Genomic DNA, 18,405 nt, shown 5'->3' with positions numbered 1-18,405 from the left:
CGGCAATCAATTGCAGAAAAAACTAGTTAAACCAATTCTGGATTTGGGCATGTTGCAGCAGCATGATGGTTTTACCGTCTTTAATGCGGCCATCCGCAATCATGGCAATGGCTTCAGTAAAGGGTAACTCCACCACCTCAATCACTTCATCCTCCACCCCCACATCATCGGTTACTTTCTGATCTGGATGATATTCAGCAGCGAAGAAATGAACAATTTCAGTCACCCCACCCGGCGACATGTAAGCTTCGAATAATTTCTGTACTTTATCAACCTGATAGCCCGTCTCTTCCATGGCTTCACGACGAATACACTCTTCCGGTGAGTCGTCATCCAGTAAGCCAGCACAAGCTTCCAGCAGCATACCGTCAGGATTACCATTCACATAAGTTGGCATACGGAATTGGTTGGTCAGTACCACAGTGCCACTTTGGCGGTTATACAGCAGAATAGTTGCGCCGTTACCTCGGTCATAAACTTCACGAATCTGTTGTACTGAGCTGCCGTTATCAGTTTTTAAATCAAAGGTATACTTGTATAGCTTAAACCAGTTTTTAGATAACAATTGGCTCTGAATATTTTCAATTTTGACTGACATAAGCCCTTCTTTAATCCCGATAACATCATAGAATTCTATGCGCTTAGCTAACGTTAGTCCTTACCTATTTGCAATAGGAACAAATGCAATAAAAAACGCCCTGCTGACATCATGTCTACAGGGCGTTTGATTCGGGGGTGCGAGCGCAGCTAACACCGCTACAGCGCGAAGGATTTTAGAAACCGGTCGGCACATCCTTCATATCCGGCAACTTATGCGCAATTCCCTTATGGCAGTCAATACAGGTTTTACCTTCGGTAATGGCGGTATTGTGCATTTTCGCCGCAACAGTTTTTTGCGCGGTGAAATCCATGTTGTCGAAATTATGGCAGTTTTTGCACTCTTGCGAGCCATTGGCTTTCATTCGCGCCCACTCATTTTCAGCCATTGTTAGGCGGTGTGCTTCGAACTTTTGTGGCGTGTCAATTAAACCGAAAGCCTTGGCATACAGCTCTTTACTGGCCTTGATTTTACGCACCATTTTCGGCCCCCACTCATGAGGCACATGACAATCTGGGCAGGTCGCCTTCACACCACTGCGATTGCTGTAGTGAATGGTTCCCATATATTCCTGATAAACATTGTCTTTCATCTCATGGCAGCTGATACAGAATTTTTCGGTATTTGCCATCTCCATGCCGGTATTAAAACCGCCCCAGAAAATGATGCCACTGACAAAGCCAATCAGCAGTAATGTTCCGAGCGCCAACCGGCTAGGGCGACGCCACCACTGCCATATGCGTCGGATAACACCGGGTTTTTTCGTCTCATTCATAGTTGATTCTCACAATAACCCTCAAGCTTATTGACCAAAGCCAGGGGCTGGTTGGAAACTATTACCGACAATCGGCGCAGCATCAGTTTGTGGCACATGACACTGTAAGCAGAAATAGCGGCGCGGAGAGACTTCACTCGATACTTTGCCGTCGCGGTCAATAAAGTGAGTTGGGCTGACACGCAGGGCTCCCGTGGTACGGTAATGCTCAACACCATGGCATTGCAGGCAGCGGTTGGTGTTTTTACTGATTTGATAGCCATCCACACTGTGTGGAATGAGTGGTGGCTGATTCACATAGTTCAGTGCCATCCGCTGTTGCTGTTTGGGCATTTTCACCTTCCCTTCAGCTGTAGCAGAGACTTCTGGCGATTGGCTCAAATCCATCTCGACATTGCTAGCCGCGTTGACGACACCGGCCATCACCAATACCGCCAGCAGCGATATCACGGATAAAACCCGGCGATTTAATGATTTAACTATCTGGTTATTCATTATTTTCTCCTGAAAAACACCGCATCACGCGACTACCCGAGCCAATTTAACTGCACATTTTTTAAAGTCAGTTTCTTTGGAGAGTGGATCGGTGGCATCCAGCGTCAGGTTGTTGACTAACTGGGCTGCATCGAAGAACGGCATATACACCAACCCTTGCGGTGGGCGGTTACGTCCACGGGTTTCCACCAGCGAAATCACTTCACCACGACGTGAAATCACTTTCACTTTATCGCCACGTCGCAAACCGCGAGCTTGAGCATCCAGCGGATGAATGAATAACACCGCTTCCGGGAAAGCACGGTGTAGCTCAGGGACACGGCGGGTCATGGAGCCGGTATGCCAATGTTCCAACACACGGCCAGTAGAGAGCCACAGGTCATATTCTTGATCCGGGCTTTCAGCGGCAGGCTCGTATGGCAGTGCAAATATCACCGCTTTGCCATCGGGTTTGCCATAAAAGCGCACATCCTCACCTTTCGGCACAAAGGGATCAAAACCTTCACGGTAACGCCAGAGGGTTTCTTTGCCATTGACGACTGGCCAGCGCAAACCGCGTTCTTGGTGGTAAACATCAAAAGGAGCCAAATCATGACCGTGACCACGGCCAAAATCGGCATACTCTTCAAATAACCCTTTCTGGATGTAGAAGCCAAAATCGCGCGCTTCGTCATTCAGTTGATCCGCAGGGATTTCACTCAACGGGTATTTATTCACCACATTGTTGGCGAACAGCACGTCATACAGTGTTTTGCCGCGATATTCCGGTTTTTTATCAACCAGCTCGGCAGGCCACACTTCTTCAACTTTGAAGCGCTTGGCAAACTCCACTATCTGCCACAAGTCAGATTTGGATTCGCCCGGAGCAGATACTTGCTGACGCCAGAATTGAGTACGGCGTTCTGCATTGCCATACGCCCCCTCTTTCTCGACCCACATGGATGTCGGTAAGATAAGGTCGGCAGCCAGTGCGCTGACTGTTGGGTAAGGGTCAGAAACTACGATAAAATTGCGTGGGTCACGCCAGCCAGGCATGCGCTCTTCATTGATATTCGGCCCGGCCTGCATGTTGTTATTGCACATCACCCAATAGGCATTGAGCGTGCCATCTTTCAGCGCACGGTCTTGTGCGACCGCATGTAAACCGACTTTTTCCGGGATAGTCCCTGCCGGCAGTTGCCATTTGGTTTCAGCAATCTGGCGGTGCTTTTCGTTAGTAACCACCATATCTGCAGGTAAGCGGTGGGAGAAAGTCCCCACTTCACGCGCTGTACCACAAGCAGACGGTTGGCCGGTCAGCGAGAAAGGTCCAGAACCGGGTTTCGAGATTTTACCGGTTAACAAGTGCAGGTTGTAGCACATGTTATTGGCCCAAACACCGCGAGTGTGCTGGTTAAAGCCCATGGTCCAGTAGGAAACCAATTTTACTTTTGGATCGGCATACAGCTGTGCCAACGATTCCAGTTGGTCTTCCGGCACGCCACTCATTTTGGCGGTTTTTTCTAGTGTGTATTCGGCCACAAAAGCTTTGAAATCATCAAAACTCATTGGCTCCGAGGCATCGCTGCCCGGATTTTTGGCGGCTTTTTCTAATGGATGGGTTGGCCGTAAACCATAACCGATGTCAGTTGCACCACGACGGAAATTCACATGGCGGTCAAGGAAGCCCTGATCAACCGCATTATTTTGAATAATGTAATTGGCGATATAATTCATAATCACCAGATCGGTCTGCGGGGTAAAGACGATCGGGTTATCTGCCAGTTCAAAGCTACGGTGCTCGAAAGTAGACAGCACAGCAATTCTGACATTGTCATTGGTCAGGCGGCGGCTGGTCATGCGTGACCATAAAATCGGGTGCATCTCCGCCATATTGGAGCCCCAGAGCACGAAGGCATCTGCTTCTTCAATATCATCGTAACAGCCCATCGGTTCATCCATACCAAAGGTACGCATAAAGCCAACCACAGAGGACGCCATACAGTGACGAGCATTAGGATCAAGGTTATTGGAGCGGAAACCGGCTTTCAGCAGTTTTGATGCCGCATACCCTTCCCACACCGTCCATTGGCCGGAGCCGAACATCCCAACAGCGGTAGGGCCTTTTTCTTTCAGCGCATTTTTGAATTTCAGTTCCATGATATCAAAGGCTTTTTCCCAACTTATTGGGGTAAAATCGCCTTCTTTATCATATTGCCCGTCTTTCATGCGCAGCAACGGCTGTGTCAGCCGGTCTTTGCCATACATGATTTTGGGTAAAAAATAGCCTTTTACACAGTTCAAACCACGGTTAACCGGAGAATCCGGGTCGCCTTGGGATGCCACAATGCGGCCATTTTGTGTTCCGACAAGAACACCGCAGCCGGTACCACAGAATCGGCAAGGTGCTTTATCCCATTTTATTGCGTTTGATGTCTCGCCCACGACGGCCTTGGCAACTGTGGGTATGGTCAATCCGGCTGCGGCTGCCGCAGCAACTGCGGCATTGGCCTTCATAAAATCCCGGCGACTGAGTTTCATGGCATTTCCTCACCTTGCTGATCCTGCTGGTGATAAACCAGCGATACAGCCAGCACACCATCCAGATTACGTGCTGACTCAATTTGATTCAGGAGCACGTCTGAGCGCGCCGCCTGCATGACTACCACCAACTTGCCCAGAGCAGCATCACTGGTGGGTATTTCTGTTCCCGGAATCGCCAGCAGGTTGTCGATTAGCTGCGCGATCCGCGCGGGCTTGGCTTGCAGCACCAATCCACAGACATGCCATTCTTTATCGTCCATCTTCACTCCGGGTGAGGGTTACTGCCTGCACCGGGCAACTGGGTACACAAGCACCACAGCCAGTACAGGCAGGAAGGTCTAATTCGGGTTGAGCAATACCGTTCAACCGTGGGCGAAATCGAATCGCCCGGGTTTCACAACTGTCCTGACAACTCCGGCATTCAATCTGATGAAAAGGTAAACAGCGGTCTGATATATTTATCTTTAACGACCATGCAGGCTGCGACGTTGAGGTAAAAATGTCGGCTTCACATGCCTGCACGCAAGCCTGGCAAAAAGTGCATTCGGCGTGCTGGAAATCTATTTCGGGGAATCCGCCACTACCGGCAACCAATACGCCAGTTTTGCAAGCAGCAACACAATCAAGACAGCGGGTACAACCGGCAATAAAATCAGCTTCCATGACCGACCAGGGAGGGCGGATGGCCGAGGGTTGTTGTTTGCCTGTTTGCCAAAAGCCCGTCAGCAATTTACGCCGTGATAAATCAGTCATGCTGATATCCTTAACATCTACTGGCGCGCCCGCGTGTACTGTAGGGATCATTCATAGCCGAATGGTCATATCGATAAATGATAATGATTATTATTTGTGTAAAAGAAAAAATTCCCGAGTGTTTAAATATTAGATACAGAATAATCAGTAATAAAATAATTACTCTTTAGGGTTAATCGGGGGGTGATATTGAGCAAGATCAATTTATTTAGTGGTTATTTACGCAATTTATCACGGTTAAATCTATTTGCGTTATTACTTTTTTTATATAACGATTTGTTTAATGAGAATAGCTATCAAAAGAAAACCGTGATTTGGTAATTATTCATTCAGATAAAACCTTGCTGTTAAATGGCTTTAGCCTGAAATGTAAACTGATCATTCCCTTTTTCACAGGTAAAAAATAGAGTTCTGCCGTGAACCCTTTTATACTACGCGGAGAATGACAACAGGAAATCGGTGAGACTGCGGTACACTTTAACCGTGGTTTAACTCACTATTATGGATAAAATGGTCAACTAAATTAATGACCGTAAATGATCCACATTCAACAGCCAGACATTTAATGCTATCGGTTACAGGGATATTACTTATCATGACCAAAAGTCACACTATTATGATCGTTGACGATCATCCCCTAATGCGGCGTGGTATTAGGCAGCTACTTGAGCTTGATAGCAGCTTTGAGGTGGTTGCTGAAGCCAATTGCGGTAGCGACGCCATTATCGAAGCAGCCAAATGCCAGCCAGATGTCATTCTGCTCGACTTAAATATGAAAGGGATGACTGGGCTGGATACCTTGAAAGCCTTACGCAATGAAGGTGTTGACGCACGAATCATTGTGCTGACCGTCTCTGATGCACGCAATGATGTCTATGCAATGATTGATGCTGGTGCAGATGGATATCTGCTCAAAGACAGCGAACCAGAAATATTGCTGGAAAATATCCGCCATGCCGCTAAAGGTGAGAAAGTATTCAGTAATGAGGTTGCACAGTATTTATCGTCTCGCCACGAACAGGTTAATCCATTTGCTGAATTAACCGAACGCGAATTAGATGTCCTGCAAGAAGTGGCGCGGGGGATGTCCAATAAACAAGTGGCTTTTGAGTTACACATTTCAGAAGAAACCGTGAAAGTGCATATCCGTAATTTATTACGTAAGCTCAATGTGCGGTCACGTGTAGCCGCTACCATCATGTTTTTGGAAAATAAAAAATATTAATACCCGGCCTGTTATTTAATGGTTGTTGAACTATTAGATGGCTCAATAGCCGCTAAAATAAAATCGTGGTTATCGTATATCCATTTTTTGTTCAGTGGTCCCCAGCTCTCTAACTGGTAAAAACCCGCATTATTGCGCACCCCCTGCTGTACAAATGTCAGAGTGATGCCCAAACCGGGCAACGCTTTTAAAACATCCTGTAATGTTCGTCGCGGCCAGCCAGTCAGTTCCATCATGCGCGGCACATTCAGCGAATCACCACGGCTGATTAACCAGCAAAGATAGAGACGACGGGCAAATACCGGATTGAGTTCCATAATACTTTCCTCAGTTGAATCGCTACTTATTAGTCTATAGCTAAAATTTGACGTTGCCGGCAACGTCAAGGCGAAAGCTGTACTTGATGCTAGCAGAAACACGGCTTTAACACTCTTTTCCCCATCAGCCTAAATTAACTCGGTTATATCGATGTTTTTTACAGGTTCTCCTTATTTTCTTCACGTTTTCTTGCGCATTACCACGTAAAGTGCTCAGTAGATTTTGCTGTATATAATTTTTTTCTCTATAGAGGCTGGCACTGCATGGCAAACTTTTTCATCGACCGCCCAATTTTCGCCTGGGTTTTGGCGATAATTTTGTGTCTTACTGGGGCGTTAGCCATCTCAACCCTGCCTGTTGAGCAATACCCTAATCTGGCACCCCCCAACGTGCGTATCAGTGCCTCATATCCAGGAGCCTCGGCACAAACACTGGAAAATACCGTCACACAGGTCATCGAACAAAGTATGACAGGTTTGGATAATCTGCTGTATATGTCGTCACAAAGCAGCAGCGCCGGTACCGCATCCATTACTCTGACATTCCAGGCGGGCACCAACCCTAACGAAGCTATGCAGCAGGTGCAAAACCAGCTGCAATCGGCCATTAAAAAGCTGCCACAAGATGTGCAGCAGCAAGGGGTTTCTGTCTCAAAGTCGGGTGATAACACTCTGATGATGGTAGCATTTGTGTCTACCGATGGCAGTATGGATAAGCAAGATATTGCCGACTATGTTGCCAGTAATTTGCAAGACCCTCTTAGCCGAATCGAAGGTGTCGGTAGTATTGATGCTTTCGGTTCGCAATATGCCATGCGTATTTGGTTAGATCCCAATAAACTCAATAACTATCAATTAACTACGCAGAATGTTGTCGCTGCTATCCAATCACAAAATAGCCAGATAGCTGTAGGCCAACTGGGTGGAACCCCCTCGGTTGATAACCAGGCACTGAATGCCACTATTAATGCCCAAGCGCAATTACAGACTCCAGAGCAGTTCCGAGAAATCACGCTGCGGGTTAATCAGGACGGGTCACTAGTCACTCTGGGGGATGTGGCAAAAATTGAGATGGGGGCCGAGAAATATGACTACCTGAGCCGTTTTAATGGGCAAGCTGCATCAGGGATGAGCATCAAGCTGGCATCGGGAGCCAATGAGCTACAAACCGATAAGTTGGTGAAAGCACGAATTGCTGAATTGTCGCCATTCTTCCCGCACGGCCTTGAAGCAAAAATCGCCTATGAAACCACCCCCTTTGTTAAAGCTTCAATCAAGGACGTGGTCAAAACATTACTGGAAGCCATTTTATTGGTTTTCCTGGTCATGTATCTATTCTTACAGAACTTCCGCGCCACACTGATTCCCACTATCGCCGTACCAGTCGTGCTATTGGGGACCTTCGCGATACTGTCAGTATTTGGATTCAGTATCAATACCTTGACCATGTTCGCCATTGTCCTCGCCATCGGTCTATTAGTTGATGACGCTATTGTAGTGGTGGAAAACGTCGAGCGCGTGATGAGCGAGGAAGGGCTTGACCCACGTGAAGCCACCCGTAAATCCATGGGGCAAATTCAAGGTGCATTGGTCGGTATTGCATTGGTGCTATCAGCGGTGTTTATCCCAATGGCTTTCTTCGGGGGGACCACTGGGGCTATTTACCGCCAGTTTTCTATTACGATCGTCTCGGCCATGGTGCTCTCGGTGCTAGTGGCGTTGATTCTCACTCCTGCCCTTTGCGCGACCATGCTCAAGCCCATCAAACAGGGGCATCACCATGCCAAACGCGGTTTCTTTGGCTGGTTTAACCGCACCTTTGATAGCAGTGCTCGCCGTTACGAGCGGGGCGTCGCACACGTTTTACACCGCAGTTTACGTTATATTTTGCTGTACTTACTGCTATTAGGCGGCTTGGCATTATTGTTCCTTAAGTTACCAACTTCTTTCTTACCATTGGAAGATCGTGGTGTCTTTATGGCACAAGTGCAGCTTCCGGTCGGGTCAACCCAGCAGCAGACACTGAAAGTGGTGGAGAAAGTCGAAAACTACTTCCTGACTGAAGAAAAAAATAACGTTCTGTCAGTGTTTGCGACTGTGGGCTCTGGCCCCGGGGGTAATGGCCAGAACGTGGCGCGTTTGTTTATCCGCCTGGCGGATTGGGATCTACGAAAGAGCAGTGATGACTCCTCTTTTGCCATTATTGAGCGGGCCACCAAAGTATTTAATAAAATTGCTGAGGCCAGAGTGTCGGTCAGTAGCCCACCGGCAATTTCAGGCTTGGGCGGTTCTTCCGGTTTCGATATGGAATTACAAGACCACGGCGGTTTGGGCCACGATAAGTTAATGGCAGCCCGTGACCAGTTGTTACAGTTGGCCTCTCAAGATCCGGCGCTAACCCGAGTACGGCATAACGGGTTGGATGATAGTCCACAATTGCAGATCGATATTGATCAACGTAAAGCGCAAGCTCTGGGTGTGTCACTGGATGATATTAATAGCACGCTTAAAACTGCGTGGGGCTCAACTTACGTTAATGACTTTGTTGATCGTGGTCGGGTGAAGAAAGTTTATGTGCAATCTGAAGCTACGGCCCGCATGCTGCCGGAAGACGTCAACAAATGGTATGTGAATAATAGTAGTGGCGGCATGGTGCCCTTCTCTGCATTTTCGACCACTCGCTGGGAGTATGGCTCACCACGGTTAGAGCGCTATAACGGCTATTCCGCACTAGAAATTGTCGGCGAGGCCGCCCCAGGTGTCAGTACCGGTACCGCGATGAATGTAATGGAGGATCTGGTCAAGCAGCTGCCTAACGGTTTCGGGTTGGAATGGACGGGAATGTCTTATCAAGAGCGGCTATCTGGCTCCCAAGCCCCTGCCCTTTATGCTATTTCGTTGTTGGTGGTGTTCTTGTGTCTGGCTGCGCTATATGAGAGTTGGTCAATCCCCTTCTCGGTGATGTTGGTGGTGCCTCTCGGGGTGATTGGTGCTGTCGCCGCCACCTGGATGCGCGGCCTAGAGAATGATGTGTATTTCCAGGTAGGGTTGCTGACCATTATCGGTCTGTCAGCTAAAAACGCCATTTTGATTGTCGAATTTGCCAGTGAATTGAATAATAAAGGCAAGGATTTGGTGGAGGCGACACTTGAAGCCTCCCGCCAGCGACTCAGGCCAATTCTGATGACCTCACTGGCATTTATCTTCGGTGTACTGCCAATGGCAATCAGTCAGGGTGCGGGTTCAGGCAGTCAGCATGCGGTCGGTACCGGAGTCATGGGGGGAATGATCTCTGCCACAGTGCTGGCAATTTTCTTTGTTCCCCTGTTCTTTGTCTTGGTGCGCCGCCGCTTCCCTAGCAAACCACCACGCGCTAAAGAACAAAAACAAACCGACAACTCAACTCATTGATTATAGTGATAAATACTCCTGAAGTAGATTTGAACGCTGCTTGCAGTGGCCCACGGAGGGGCCGAGTAACTGAGCGCAGCTAACACCGCGATGGTTTCAAGGACGAAGAGGATAAAAAAAGGCAGAAACTTTACAGTCTCTGCCTTTCTGCGAGTGAAAACTCGCCCCTAGGTGTGTATCGATAAAACAACAAAAAGATAATATTCTTACTGCTGGTTTATTCGCTTATGCCTTACGTAGCATAGCATCGATAAACTCTTTCCACGTACTTAACTCAACTTCAACCATAACATCCTCTCTAATTATTGCCGTCAATTATACGCTTATTTTTTGCACAGTCAAAAAGGAAAGCAGGCTATCTGATCGTGGAAATGAGATCTATCGCAGAGATATATAATTTGGCCGATTCACGGCGTGGCTTGGGTAGCTACGACTTTATTTGCCTGTTTTGTCATTCAGGAGTAGCGTGCTGAGATAATTAGGGGTAAATGCCGTTTTTGACACAACCCGTTATTGGTAAAATGCAGAGCCAAACCATGAAACACTCTATTGATTCGCTAAAAGAGCTGGGCCGTTATGATGATGCGGTAGCAATGGCGCAGGAGTTATTGCGCAGCTCACCGGATAACCCTAGCCTGCTGTATAAAATCGCCTCTCTTTATGATGTGCAAGGGTTAGAGTTGCAAGCGATCCCCTTCTATCGTGCAGCTATCAAGCATAATCTGGCCGGCACTGAGTTACAGGAAGCTTATCTGGGGCTAGGTAGCACTTATCGCGCCTTGGGGCTATATCAGGCGTCATTAGATACATTTGACGCCGCATTAGCCCGTTTTCCGCAAGCGAAAGAGATAACCTTGTTTCGTGCGATGACCCTGTACAATCTGGGTGAAACCAAAGAGGCAGTCGCCACATTATTGTTACTGTTGGCAGAAACCTCAAATCATCAGGACATCAGCCTTTATCAAAAAGCCATCCGCCAATATGCCGCAGACCTTGACCGAATTGGCTAAAAACTCCGGCCGCAGTTGCGTATTTACGCGTTAATCTGCCGCTAGCTATCTGGATTCAAACCTCATTTTCCCGCATTATGGGCAAATAGCTCGGCCAGCCGCATCTGTGGCTGGCCTGATTTGCCATTCTAGCCGAGGTACTATTTTTCCATGTCAGATAACCCAGCAATCCCACCATTGCGCCTTTATGGCATTAAAAATTGTGACACCATAAAAAAGGCCCGCCGCTGGCTGGAAGAACAAGATATCGCCTACCAATTTCACGATTATCGCGTGGATGGGTTGAGTGACGAACGCCTACAAGGCTTTATTAATAAACTGGGTTGGGAGCCACTGCTCAATACTCGCGGCACGACCTGGCGTAAATTGCCGCAAGATCAGCGCGATGCCATTACTGATGCGCCAACAGCCAAAGTGCTGATGTTAGAGCAGCCTGCAATCATCAAACGCCCATTGCTGGAAGCGGCCAACGGCGAGATGTTATTGGGCTTCAACATTGAAAGTTACCAACATTTTATTCAACAAAATCAAACTGCAATTGAGGTGCAATAACATGATCTGTCCGGTAATCGAACTGGCTCAACAACTGATTAAACGCCCGTCGCTCAGCCCTAATGATGCGGGTTGTCAGGAGATCATGATTCAGCGCCTAGAAGCCATTGGTTTTATAGTCGAGCCGATGAATTTTGGCGACACCCTCAATTTCTGGGCTTGGCGTGGTGAAGGTGAAACGCTGGCGTTCGCCGGTCATACTGATGTGGTTCCAACTGGTGATGAAAACCGCTGGAGCAGCCCGCCATTTGAGCCAACCATCCGCGATGGCATGCTCTATGGTCGAGGGGCCGCAGACATGAAAGGTTCGCTGGCCGCGATGGTGGTTGCCGCTGAGCGCTTTGTGGCCGCACATCCAGACCATAAAGGCCGATTGGCATTTATGATAACCTCTGATGAAGAAGCCAAAGCTATTAACGGTACAGTGAAAGTGGTTAATACCTTGATGGCACGCAATGAGCGGCTGGATTATTGCCTGGTCGGTGAGCCATCCAGTACTGACCGCGTTGGTGATGTTGTGAAGAATGGCCGCCGTGGCTCCATCACCGCCAACTTACATATTCATGGTATTCAAGGGCATGTGGCATATCCACATCTGGCGGATAACCCGGTTCACCGCGCGATGCCAGCCCTAAATGAGCTGGTTGCCACTCAGTGGGATGAAGGCAATGAGTTCTTCCCAGCCACCAGTATGCAGATCGCTAACTTACATGCCGGTACCGGCAGTAATAATGTGATTCCCGGCGAGTTCTACGTGCAGTTCAACTTCCGTTTCAGTACTGAACTGACCGACAGCATGATTAAGCAGCGAGTTGAGGAATTATTGCAACGTCATCAACTCAATTACACTTTGGAGTGGGTGCTGTCCGGCCAACCTTTCCTGACCGCACGTGGCGCCCTGGTTGATGCCGTGGTTAATGCGGTTGAGCACTACACCGAAATCACACCGCAGTTATTAACCACCGGTGGCACCTCTGATGGTCGTTTTATCGCCTTGATGGGCGCGCAAGTGGTTGAGCTTGGTCCCGTCAATGCCACTATTCATAAAGTAAATGAATGCGTTCACGCTGCTGATTTGCAACTGCTGAGCCGAATGTATCAAAGAATCATGGAGCAACTTATCGCATGATAACGTCACAGATGCTTACTGGCCGCTCAACAGAGCATTTGGAAGTATTAACGGGTAATCACCGCATGCAACCACAAGCGGTTGATGCCTTTTTGGCCATGCAGCAGGCGGCTAAAGTGGCAGGTTTTGATTTACAACCTGCCAGTACTTTTCGTGATTTTGAGCGTCAATTAGCTATCTGGAATGGTAAATTTCGCGGTGAACGACCAGTATTAGATAAAGACAGTCAGCCAATAGATGTTTTTCAGCTTGATGACGCTGCACGCTGTGAAGCTATTTTACGTTGGTCAGCACTACCGGGAGCCAGCCGCCATCACTGGGGCAGTGATTTAGATATTTACGATCCGTCGCTGTTGCCCGCGCAGGAAAAATTACAACTGGAGCCATGGGAATACCAAGCGGGTGGCTATTTTTATCCGCTAACACAATGGCTTGATACTCATATGGCCGATTTTGGTTTTTACCGGCCTTTTAGCGAAGATACCGGCGGTGTTGCCGCCGAGCCTTGGCATCTGAGTTATCGCCCTTTGGCACAAGCGGCAGAACATTTACTGACCCCAGCTATCTTGCTGGAAGCTTGGCAGTCACAAGATGTGGCAGGCAGTAAGTGGCTTAGCCGCCATTTACCTATGATTTTTTCACGATTTATTCATACCTCATAGATTTCAAGCTGCCATCAAGATACCTGCGGCTTGAAAGATGAAGGTATATAAGGAAGTTAGCTATGCATTGGCTTGCAGATTACTGGTGGATAATTCTTATCCTGTTGGCGGGTATTATTTTAAACGGCATCAAAGAGTTACGCCGCCTTGATCATAAGAAATTTTTGAGCAATAAACCGGAGTTACCCCCACACCGCGATAATAATGCACAGTGGGATGACGACGATGACTGGCCAGATAAAAACAAGAAAAAGTAAATGGGTAACGAAGCACATTAAACGGAAGGGGGAACTCCCCCTTTCGTCTGAAACAATCATTTCTCCGCACGATCCTGATGTAGTCGAGCGAGCGCGCGTTCCAGCATCAGCTGGTTGATGCCATGCCCAGTATTAGCATCCAAATCTAGCGTCACCTGATTACCCAAGGCCGTTAAACTACTGACTGCAGCTTTGGCATGCTCGACCCGAATAACCCCGTCCTGCTCACCATGAATCAAGTGAATCATCACATCGCCTATTGGCTGTTGCGGCAAAGTGGCAAAGCGCCCACTAAACCCGATCACTCGCCCTGCTAATTGCGGCTGTGCTTTCACAGCCTCTAGCGACATAATCGTCCCCTGTGAGAAACCAACCAATGTGGTCTGCGGTGCATTCAGGCCACTTTGCTGTTGCCATTGACGTACAGTGGCCAAAAATTGCGGCATCACGTCATCAATACGTCCCTGACGGCCCTCTTCGGTAATGCCTTGAACTGAAAACCACTGCCGCCCGTTGCCTACGCCGCTCGCAAAAGGGCCATCAATACTGACTACCAATGCCTGAGGAAAAGCTTGAGCAAAATGACTCCCGACGGGTGCCATACCAGCGGCACTATCACCGACGCCGTGGAACAGTAAAATCAATTTTTCTGGTTTTTCAGGTTGCTGCACCACGATATTTTTCTGATTCATTGCGAGACCTTTAATCATTAAGTTAACGATAAAGTGACTATACGCTGTTGGCTTAATAGGGATATTGGGTTTTATTGATGGAATTGGTGGGAATTATTGATGATGCGGGTGCATGAGTATGGGAGCTGGGTTTGATGGATATTGATTCAGGTGACCGAGTTTGAGTATGGTTTCGGTTGGTATTCATTCGGTGATCACCTGTTCTCCACCACCTCAACCGAGCAGCGCGATTCGCATCCATGCGCAAGCGCGGGGATTCCAAAGGGGTCACGCGCTTGTGACCTCTTTGGCAGTTGGAGCATCGGAGGTAAGATTGCCGCCAATCTTATGTCAACCGAACCGAATCACCTAAACAACTAGCTAAACAACTCCCTCATTAACTCCATCTTAATAGCATCAATAGCCGCCATTCCCTGTGCGGCCTCTTGCCGCCACTGAGTCATCAGTGCTTTGCGACCTGAAATCCCCAAATGGTTAACAATCTCGGCTGGCGCAATGCTCTGCTGCAAATATTGCCGCAATGCCGCGAGAGGCAACTCTGTCTGCAATAATAGCCGCTGCAAAGCGGGTAAACTGGCCTCTAATGGGCGGAAAGCAAAAGCAAACCCGGCAAGCTCGCGCCAGTCGTCGTCATTTAAAGTGATATCAACCGATTCTGACTGTGGCAACGACAATGGCGTATCCAGATCAATCCATTGCTGTAACCAATACCAATCGCGCATTAATTGCTGCCGCGCTGCGTCATAGAGCGCCTGACCAGCACCACTCAAGGGCAATATCGCCATGGCAGCATAACAGCCGCTACTGGCCTCTCGGTGGCTGCCTATGCGTACCAGATGAAATCCACAGGCATCCCAAAAAGCAGCTAGCTCGGCGGTATACCCAAAACTGACCGAAAGAAAATCAAGTTGATCCTGCTGCGCTCGCGCCAACTCGGCGGAAATCATCTGGCGGGCAATACCTTGGCGTCGCCATGATGGCGCAATTGCCACCCGGCTAATACGCCGTGACAGTAAGGTCGGTGCTTGCCATTGACCACTGTGAGCCGCCAATGATTGCGCCACCAAGCTGCCTTTAGGCCGCCGTCTGCCAGCCCAAATCTCCTGAGCTAAGGTACTATCCAGGCCGCCCTCATCCACCAGCCACAAAGCACCAATCACTGAATCTGCGGTTTTCGCCACAGAGAAGTGCATTCCCGGCGCATCCATCAAACGCCGGAGATCAAGGGGAGTGGTGCGGTAATGCGCGCTGGAAAGTAAACCATAGAAATGCCGCAGTAATTCAGGATTATCCAGCCAATCGCGCTGCTCACAGGGCGTAATATCAACCTGCAAAGCAAGGGATTGAGCTGCTGGCAATTCATCATTAAACAGCAGAATATCATCCACAATGCGCTCCAGCGGATCATGGCTGGCCCAGCGAATCGGGTCGGACAAGGTTAAATGGTGCCAATCGCTCAACGTGGCACAAAATTTCAATAAAAAGCCGCGCCCAGTCCCCTCATATCCCTGCACTGTGGTCGTTAATAATGCCCGTGGGAAGTAGGCCAAGAGTGTAGATAACAGCGCTGTCGGGATAGCTGCAGCCTCATCAATCAGTAGCCAATCAACCTTACTGACATCATGTCTTTGGCAGTAATCCAATAGTGCATCTGGTGCCCAAAAGCGCGCCCGCTCTCCTGCTCGCTGACTCAGCACCTGAGTGGCGGCTTTGCCCGGCCCGGTTACCCAGCAGTTGCCCGGCCAAGATGCCACTAACATCCCGGCGAGCGTCGACTTCCCTCGACCGCGAGTTGCCGTTAACACCCAAACACCCGCATGTGCCTGCATCAGGCGCTGCAGAATCGCTTGTTGCTCTGTGGTTGGGGTGCCATCAGGCGGCAGCCAGACAGGATAGGGATGCCCGGCACTCAGCGAGAGCGGCTGGCCTTGTTGCCATAAAATAGCATCAGAGTCAGCCAGGATTTGCCGTTGTACATGCTGAATAAAGTTAGGCGTTACGATTGGCTCACTTTGTTCACTCCAACGCAAACTATCGTTATCAGGCAAATGTGGCCAACGGTGCCATTCCGGCACTAACAGCACCAACCAACTGCCCGCTCGCAATGTCCCCGCCAGCACGGCCAGAGCTTCAGTATTCAAGCCATCAGTAGCATCAAACACCGCATGTAACCACTCCTGTCCAAGCAAAGTTTTTGCCGCAGCCGGGCGGATGCCATTAATATCTGCCGGTAAATCCTCGCCAATCCACAACCAATCACCGGCTAATGGCCCACATAGCGCCAACGCCTGCTGCCGTGCCCAATCTGCATGACCACTGAGCACCAATAAGCGCCGAATCCCCTGCTGCGCCATTAATGATTGGCAAGCAACAATGGGCTGACAGGCAGCCGCCATATCACTCACGCTAGGATTTACCAATCACTAGCGAGAGCAGCCCGGCGGCAATCAATGGCCCAACCGGCACCCCACGAAACAGCGCAACACCCAATACCGTTCCGACTAATAAGCCCGCTACTACTGACGGTTGGTGCGTCATCAACGAAACACCTCGGCCACCAAGCCAGGAAACCGCCACCCCGACCACAATGGCTAATATTGATTTCCACTGCACAAAGGAGTGTAAGACTTCGCTGGCGCTGATTTTCCCACTGGCAATCGGCGTCATAACACCAATGGTCAATATCAATATGCCGATGGTTAAGCCATATTTTTCTATCCACGGGAAGAACTGATTCAGAGGAGTGATGCGAACAGCAATGAGAGCTAGAAGAGCTAATGTGACAGTCATGTTGTGGCTGATTATGCCAAGTGCAGCCAGCGCTAAGAGAATTAATAAAGTTGGATCGAGAGCGGCCATGGTTATCCCTGCCTTGCAATAAAATTGCCGGCGACGAATGTACCGGCAAAAAGTGTTCTTATGATAATCCCTGCTTACTTGAGGTTCTAGCGCTATTAGCGGCTGGCAAAGGTGTTGCAGCTATTCGGATCACCGCTGTCAAAACCTCGTTTAAACCAGGTGTAGCGCTGTGCAGAGGTGCCGTGAGTAAAACTATCCGGCACTACGCGCCCTTGGCTTTGTTGCTGTAGCCGGTCATCACCGATGGCCTGCGCGGCATTCAAGGCCTGTTGTAAGTCACCCACTTCCAACACATTCTGCGCTTCCATCGCTTTGCCCCATACCCCGGCAAAACAGTCGGCCTGTAACTCCATTTTGACCGATAACCGATTAGCTTCCGCCTGAGATGCCCCCTGCTGCTGCTGACGTACTTTGGTATCAATCCCCATTAAATGTTGCACATGGTGGCCAACTTCATGAGCAATGACATAGGCCTGCGCAAAGTCGCCGCCAGCACCCAGCTTATTTTTCATCTCCTCATAAAAAGAGAGATCGATATAAACCGTGCTGTCTGCCGGGCAATAAAACGGCCCCATAACGGATTGCCCAGTACCACAACCGGTACGAGTTGCACCACGGTACATCACCAGTTTAGGTTCCTGATAGGTCCGGCCCATCTTTTCGAAAATAGGTTTCCAAGTATCTTCAGTATCTGCCAGCACGACCGAGGTAAATTTAGCATATTGGTCATCTTTGGCACTGACAGAACGTGGTGGGCTTTGCTGTGTCTGGGTTTGTGACATCGGGTCGCTGCCATTTAATAGCGGCGACAGGTCAACGCCGTAGTAACCGGCTACCAGCACCACAATCAAGATAACCAAGCCACCTTTGCCACCAATTGGCGGCCGGAAACCACCACCGCCACCGGATGAGTTACCACGTCTGTCTTCAACATTGTCACTTTCGCGACGGCCTTGCCAACGCATAGCTATGCCCCCAGATATATTCCTTACACATTATCGTAGGAAATCTCCGGAGCTAATACCATTAAAAGAATAAATGATTGGTACCGAGGGTGAGATTCAGATGTATCCACAAGGTCGCAAACGAATGACAAAAGAAGGTAAGGAATAAGGAGAGACCGAGAGTCCCTCCCCTAAAACAGCGA

General features: G+C 49.0%; 18 protein-coding genes. 7 read left to right on the top strand and 11 right to left on the bottom strand.

The annotated features are described in order from the left end of the window. Positions 1–22: 22 nt before the first annotated feature. From nudK to napF, 6 genes are all read right to left on the bottom strand, one after another. Complete coding sequence (gene nudK, locus DJ58_RS17170; RefSeq protein WP_004707739.1) at positions 23–598, bottom strand: GDP-mannose pyrophosphatase NudK; 576 nt, start codon at positions 596–598, stop codon at positions 23–25. A 175-nt stretch (positions 599–773) separates the two neighbouring features. Beyond that, the gene (gene napC, locus DJ58_RS17175; RefSeq protein ID WP_004707741.1) at positions 774–1,373 is read right to left on the bottom strand and encodes a cytochrome c-type protein NapC; all 600 of its coding nucleotides are present in this window, start codon (positions 1,371–1,373) and stop codon (positions 774–776) included. A 27-nt stretch (positions 1,374–1,400) separates the two neighbouring features. Continuing rightward, positions 1,401–1,868 (bottom strand): nitrate reductase cytochrome c-type subunit, encoded by a 468-nt coding sequence (napB, locus tag DJ58_RS17180; protein ID WP_004707742.1) that lies wholly within the window; start codon positions 1,866–1,868, stop codon positions 1,401–1,403. Between the two features lie 24 nt (positions 1,869–1,892). After that, a complete protein-coding gene (gene napA / locus DJ58_RS17185) occupies positions 1,893–4,388 on the bottom strand; it encodes a nitrate reductase catalytic subunit NapA (RefSeq protein WP_032910704.1) in 2,496 nt (831 codons plus the stop codon). Further along, positions 4,385–4,651, bottom strand: coding sequence for a chaperone NapD (napD, locus tag DJ58_RS17190; protein ID WP_032910705.1), 267 nt, complete (start codon positions 4,649–4,651; stop codon positions 4,385–4,387). Before napD ends, napA begins: the two co-directional genes overlap by 4 nt. Next, a complete protein-coding gene (gene napF, locus DJ58_RS17195; protein ID WP_032910706.1) occupies positions 4,641–5,144 on the bottom strand; it encodes a ferredoxin-type protein NapF in 504 nt (167 codons plus the stop codon). Before napF ends, napD begins: the two co-directional genes overlap by 11 nt. A 595-nt stretch (positions 5,145–5,739) precedes the next feature. Between napF and DJ58_RS17200 the strand changes: the two genes are divergently transcribed. Beyond that, complete coding sequence (locus DJ58_RS17200) at positions 5,740–6,369, top strand: response regulator (protein WP_032910707.1); 630 nt, start codon at positions 5,740–5,742, stop codon at positions 6,367–6,369. Between the two features lie 11 nt (positions 6,370–6,380). Here the strand turns inward: DJ58_RS17200 and DJ58_RS17205 are convergent, their stop codons facing one another. Next, positions 6,381–6,686 carry a winged helix-turn-helix domain-containing protein gene (locus tag DJ58_RS17205; RefSeq protein ID WP_004707753.1) on the bottom strand — a complete coding sequence of 102 codons (306 nt, stop codon included), beginning with the start codon at positions 6,684–6,686 and terminating at the stop codon, positions 6,381–6,383. 264 nt (positions 6,687–6,950) lie between these two features. Between DJ58_RS17205 and acrD the strand changes: the two genes are divergently transcribed. The 6 genes from acrD (at position 6,951) to DJ58_RS17235 (ending at position 13,707) form a co-directional block, all read left to right on the top strand. After that, positions 6,951–10,097, top strand: a complete 3,147-nt coding sequence (gene acrD / locus DJ58_RS17210; RefSeq protein WP_004707754.1) for a multidrug efflux RND transporter permease AcrD — start codon at positions 6,951–6,953, stop codon at positions 10,095–10,097. 536 nt (positions 10,098–10,633) lie between these two features. Continuing rightward, entirely contained in the window at positions 10,634–11,107 is a 474-nt protein-coding gene (locus DJ58_RS17215) for a tetratricopeptide repeat protein (RefSeq protein WP_032910748.1), read from the top strand. Between the two features lie 150 nt (positions 11,108–11,257). Further along, positions 11,258–11,659 (top strand): ArsC family reductase, encoded by a 402-nt coding sequence (locus DJ58_RS17220; protein WP_004707759.1) that lies wholly within the window; start codon positions 11,258–11,260, stop codon positions 11,657–11,659. Between the two features lies 1 nt (position 11,660). Further along, complete coding sequence (gene dapE, locus DJ58_RS17225) at positions 11,661–12,788, top strand: succinyl-diaminopimelate desuccinylase (RefSeq protein WP_004707761.1); 1,128 nt, start codon at positions 11,661–11,663, stop codon at positions 12,786–12,788. An 11-nt stretch (positions 12,789–12,799) separates the two neighbouring features. Next, the gene (locus DJ58_RS17230; protein ID WP_004707763.1) at positions 12,800–13,450 is read left to right on the top strand and encodes a M15 family metallopeptidase; all 651 of its coding nucleotides are present in this window, start codon (positions 12,800–12,802) and stop codon (positions 13,448–13,450) included. A 62-nt stretch (positions 13,451–13,512) separates the two neighbouring features. Further along, positions 13,513–13,707, top strand: coding sequence for a YpfN family protein (locus tag DJ58_RS17235; RefSeq protein ID WP_004707765.1), 195 nt, complete (start codon positions 13,513–13,515; stop codon positions 13,705–13,707). 56 nt (positions 13,708–13,763) lie between these two features. Here the strand turns inward: DJ58_RS17235 and ypfH are convergent, their stop codons facing one another. The 4 genes from ypfH to ypfJ all read right to left on the bottom strand — a co-directional run bounded on the left by ypfH (position 13,764) and on the right by ypfJ (position 18,223). After that, the gene (ypfH, locus tag DJ58_RS17240) at positions 13,764–14,399 is read right to left on the bottom strand and encodes an esterase (protein ID WP_032910708.1); all 636 of its coding nucleotides are present in this window, start codon (positions 14,397–14,399) and stop codon (positions 13,764–13,766) included. Positions 14,400–14,755: 356 nt separating this feature from the next. Next, a complete protein-coding gene (locus DJ58_RS17245; protein WP_032910749.1) occupies positions 14,756–16,795 on the bottom strand; it encodes a tRNA(Met) cytidine acetyltransferase TmcA in 2,040 nt (679 codons plus the stop codon). Between the two features lie 10 nt (positions 16,796–16,805). Further along, positions 16,806–17,258: a DUF441 domain-containing protein gene (locus DJ58_RS17250; protein ID WP_004707769.1), complete on the bottom strand. Its 453-nt coding sequence runs from the start codon at positions 17,256–17,258 to the stop codon at positions 16,806–16,808. A 95-nt stretch (positions 17,259–17,353) separates the two neighbouring features. Further along, the gene (ypfJ, locus tag DJ58_RS17255) at positions 17,354–18,223 is read right to left on the bottom strand and encodes a KPN_02809 family neutral zinc metallopeptidase (RefSeq protein WP_004707771.1); all 870 of its coding nucleotides are present in this window, start codon (positions 18,221–18,223) and stop codon (positions 17,354–17,356) included. Positions 18,224–18,405 lie beyond the last annotated feature (182 nt).

Source organism: Yersinia frederiksenii ATCC 33641 (assembly GCF_000754805.1).
Lineage (GTDB): Bacteria > Pseudomonadota > Gammaproteobacteria > Enterobacterales > Enterobacteriaceae > Yersinia > Yersinia frederiksenii.
Note: the sequence above shows the minus strand (reverse complement) of the source record. Positions and strands in the feature narration are given on the sequence as shown.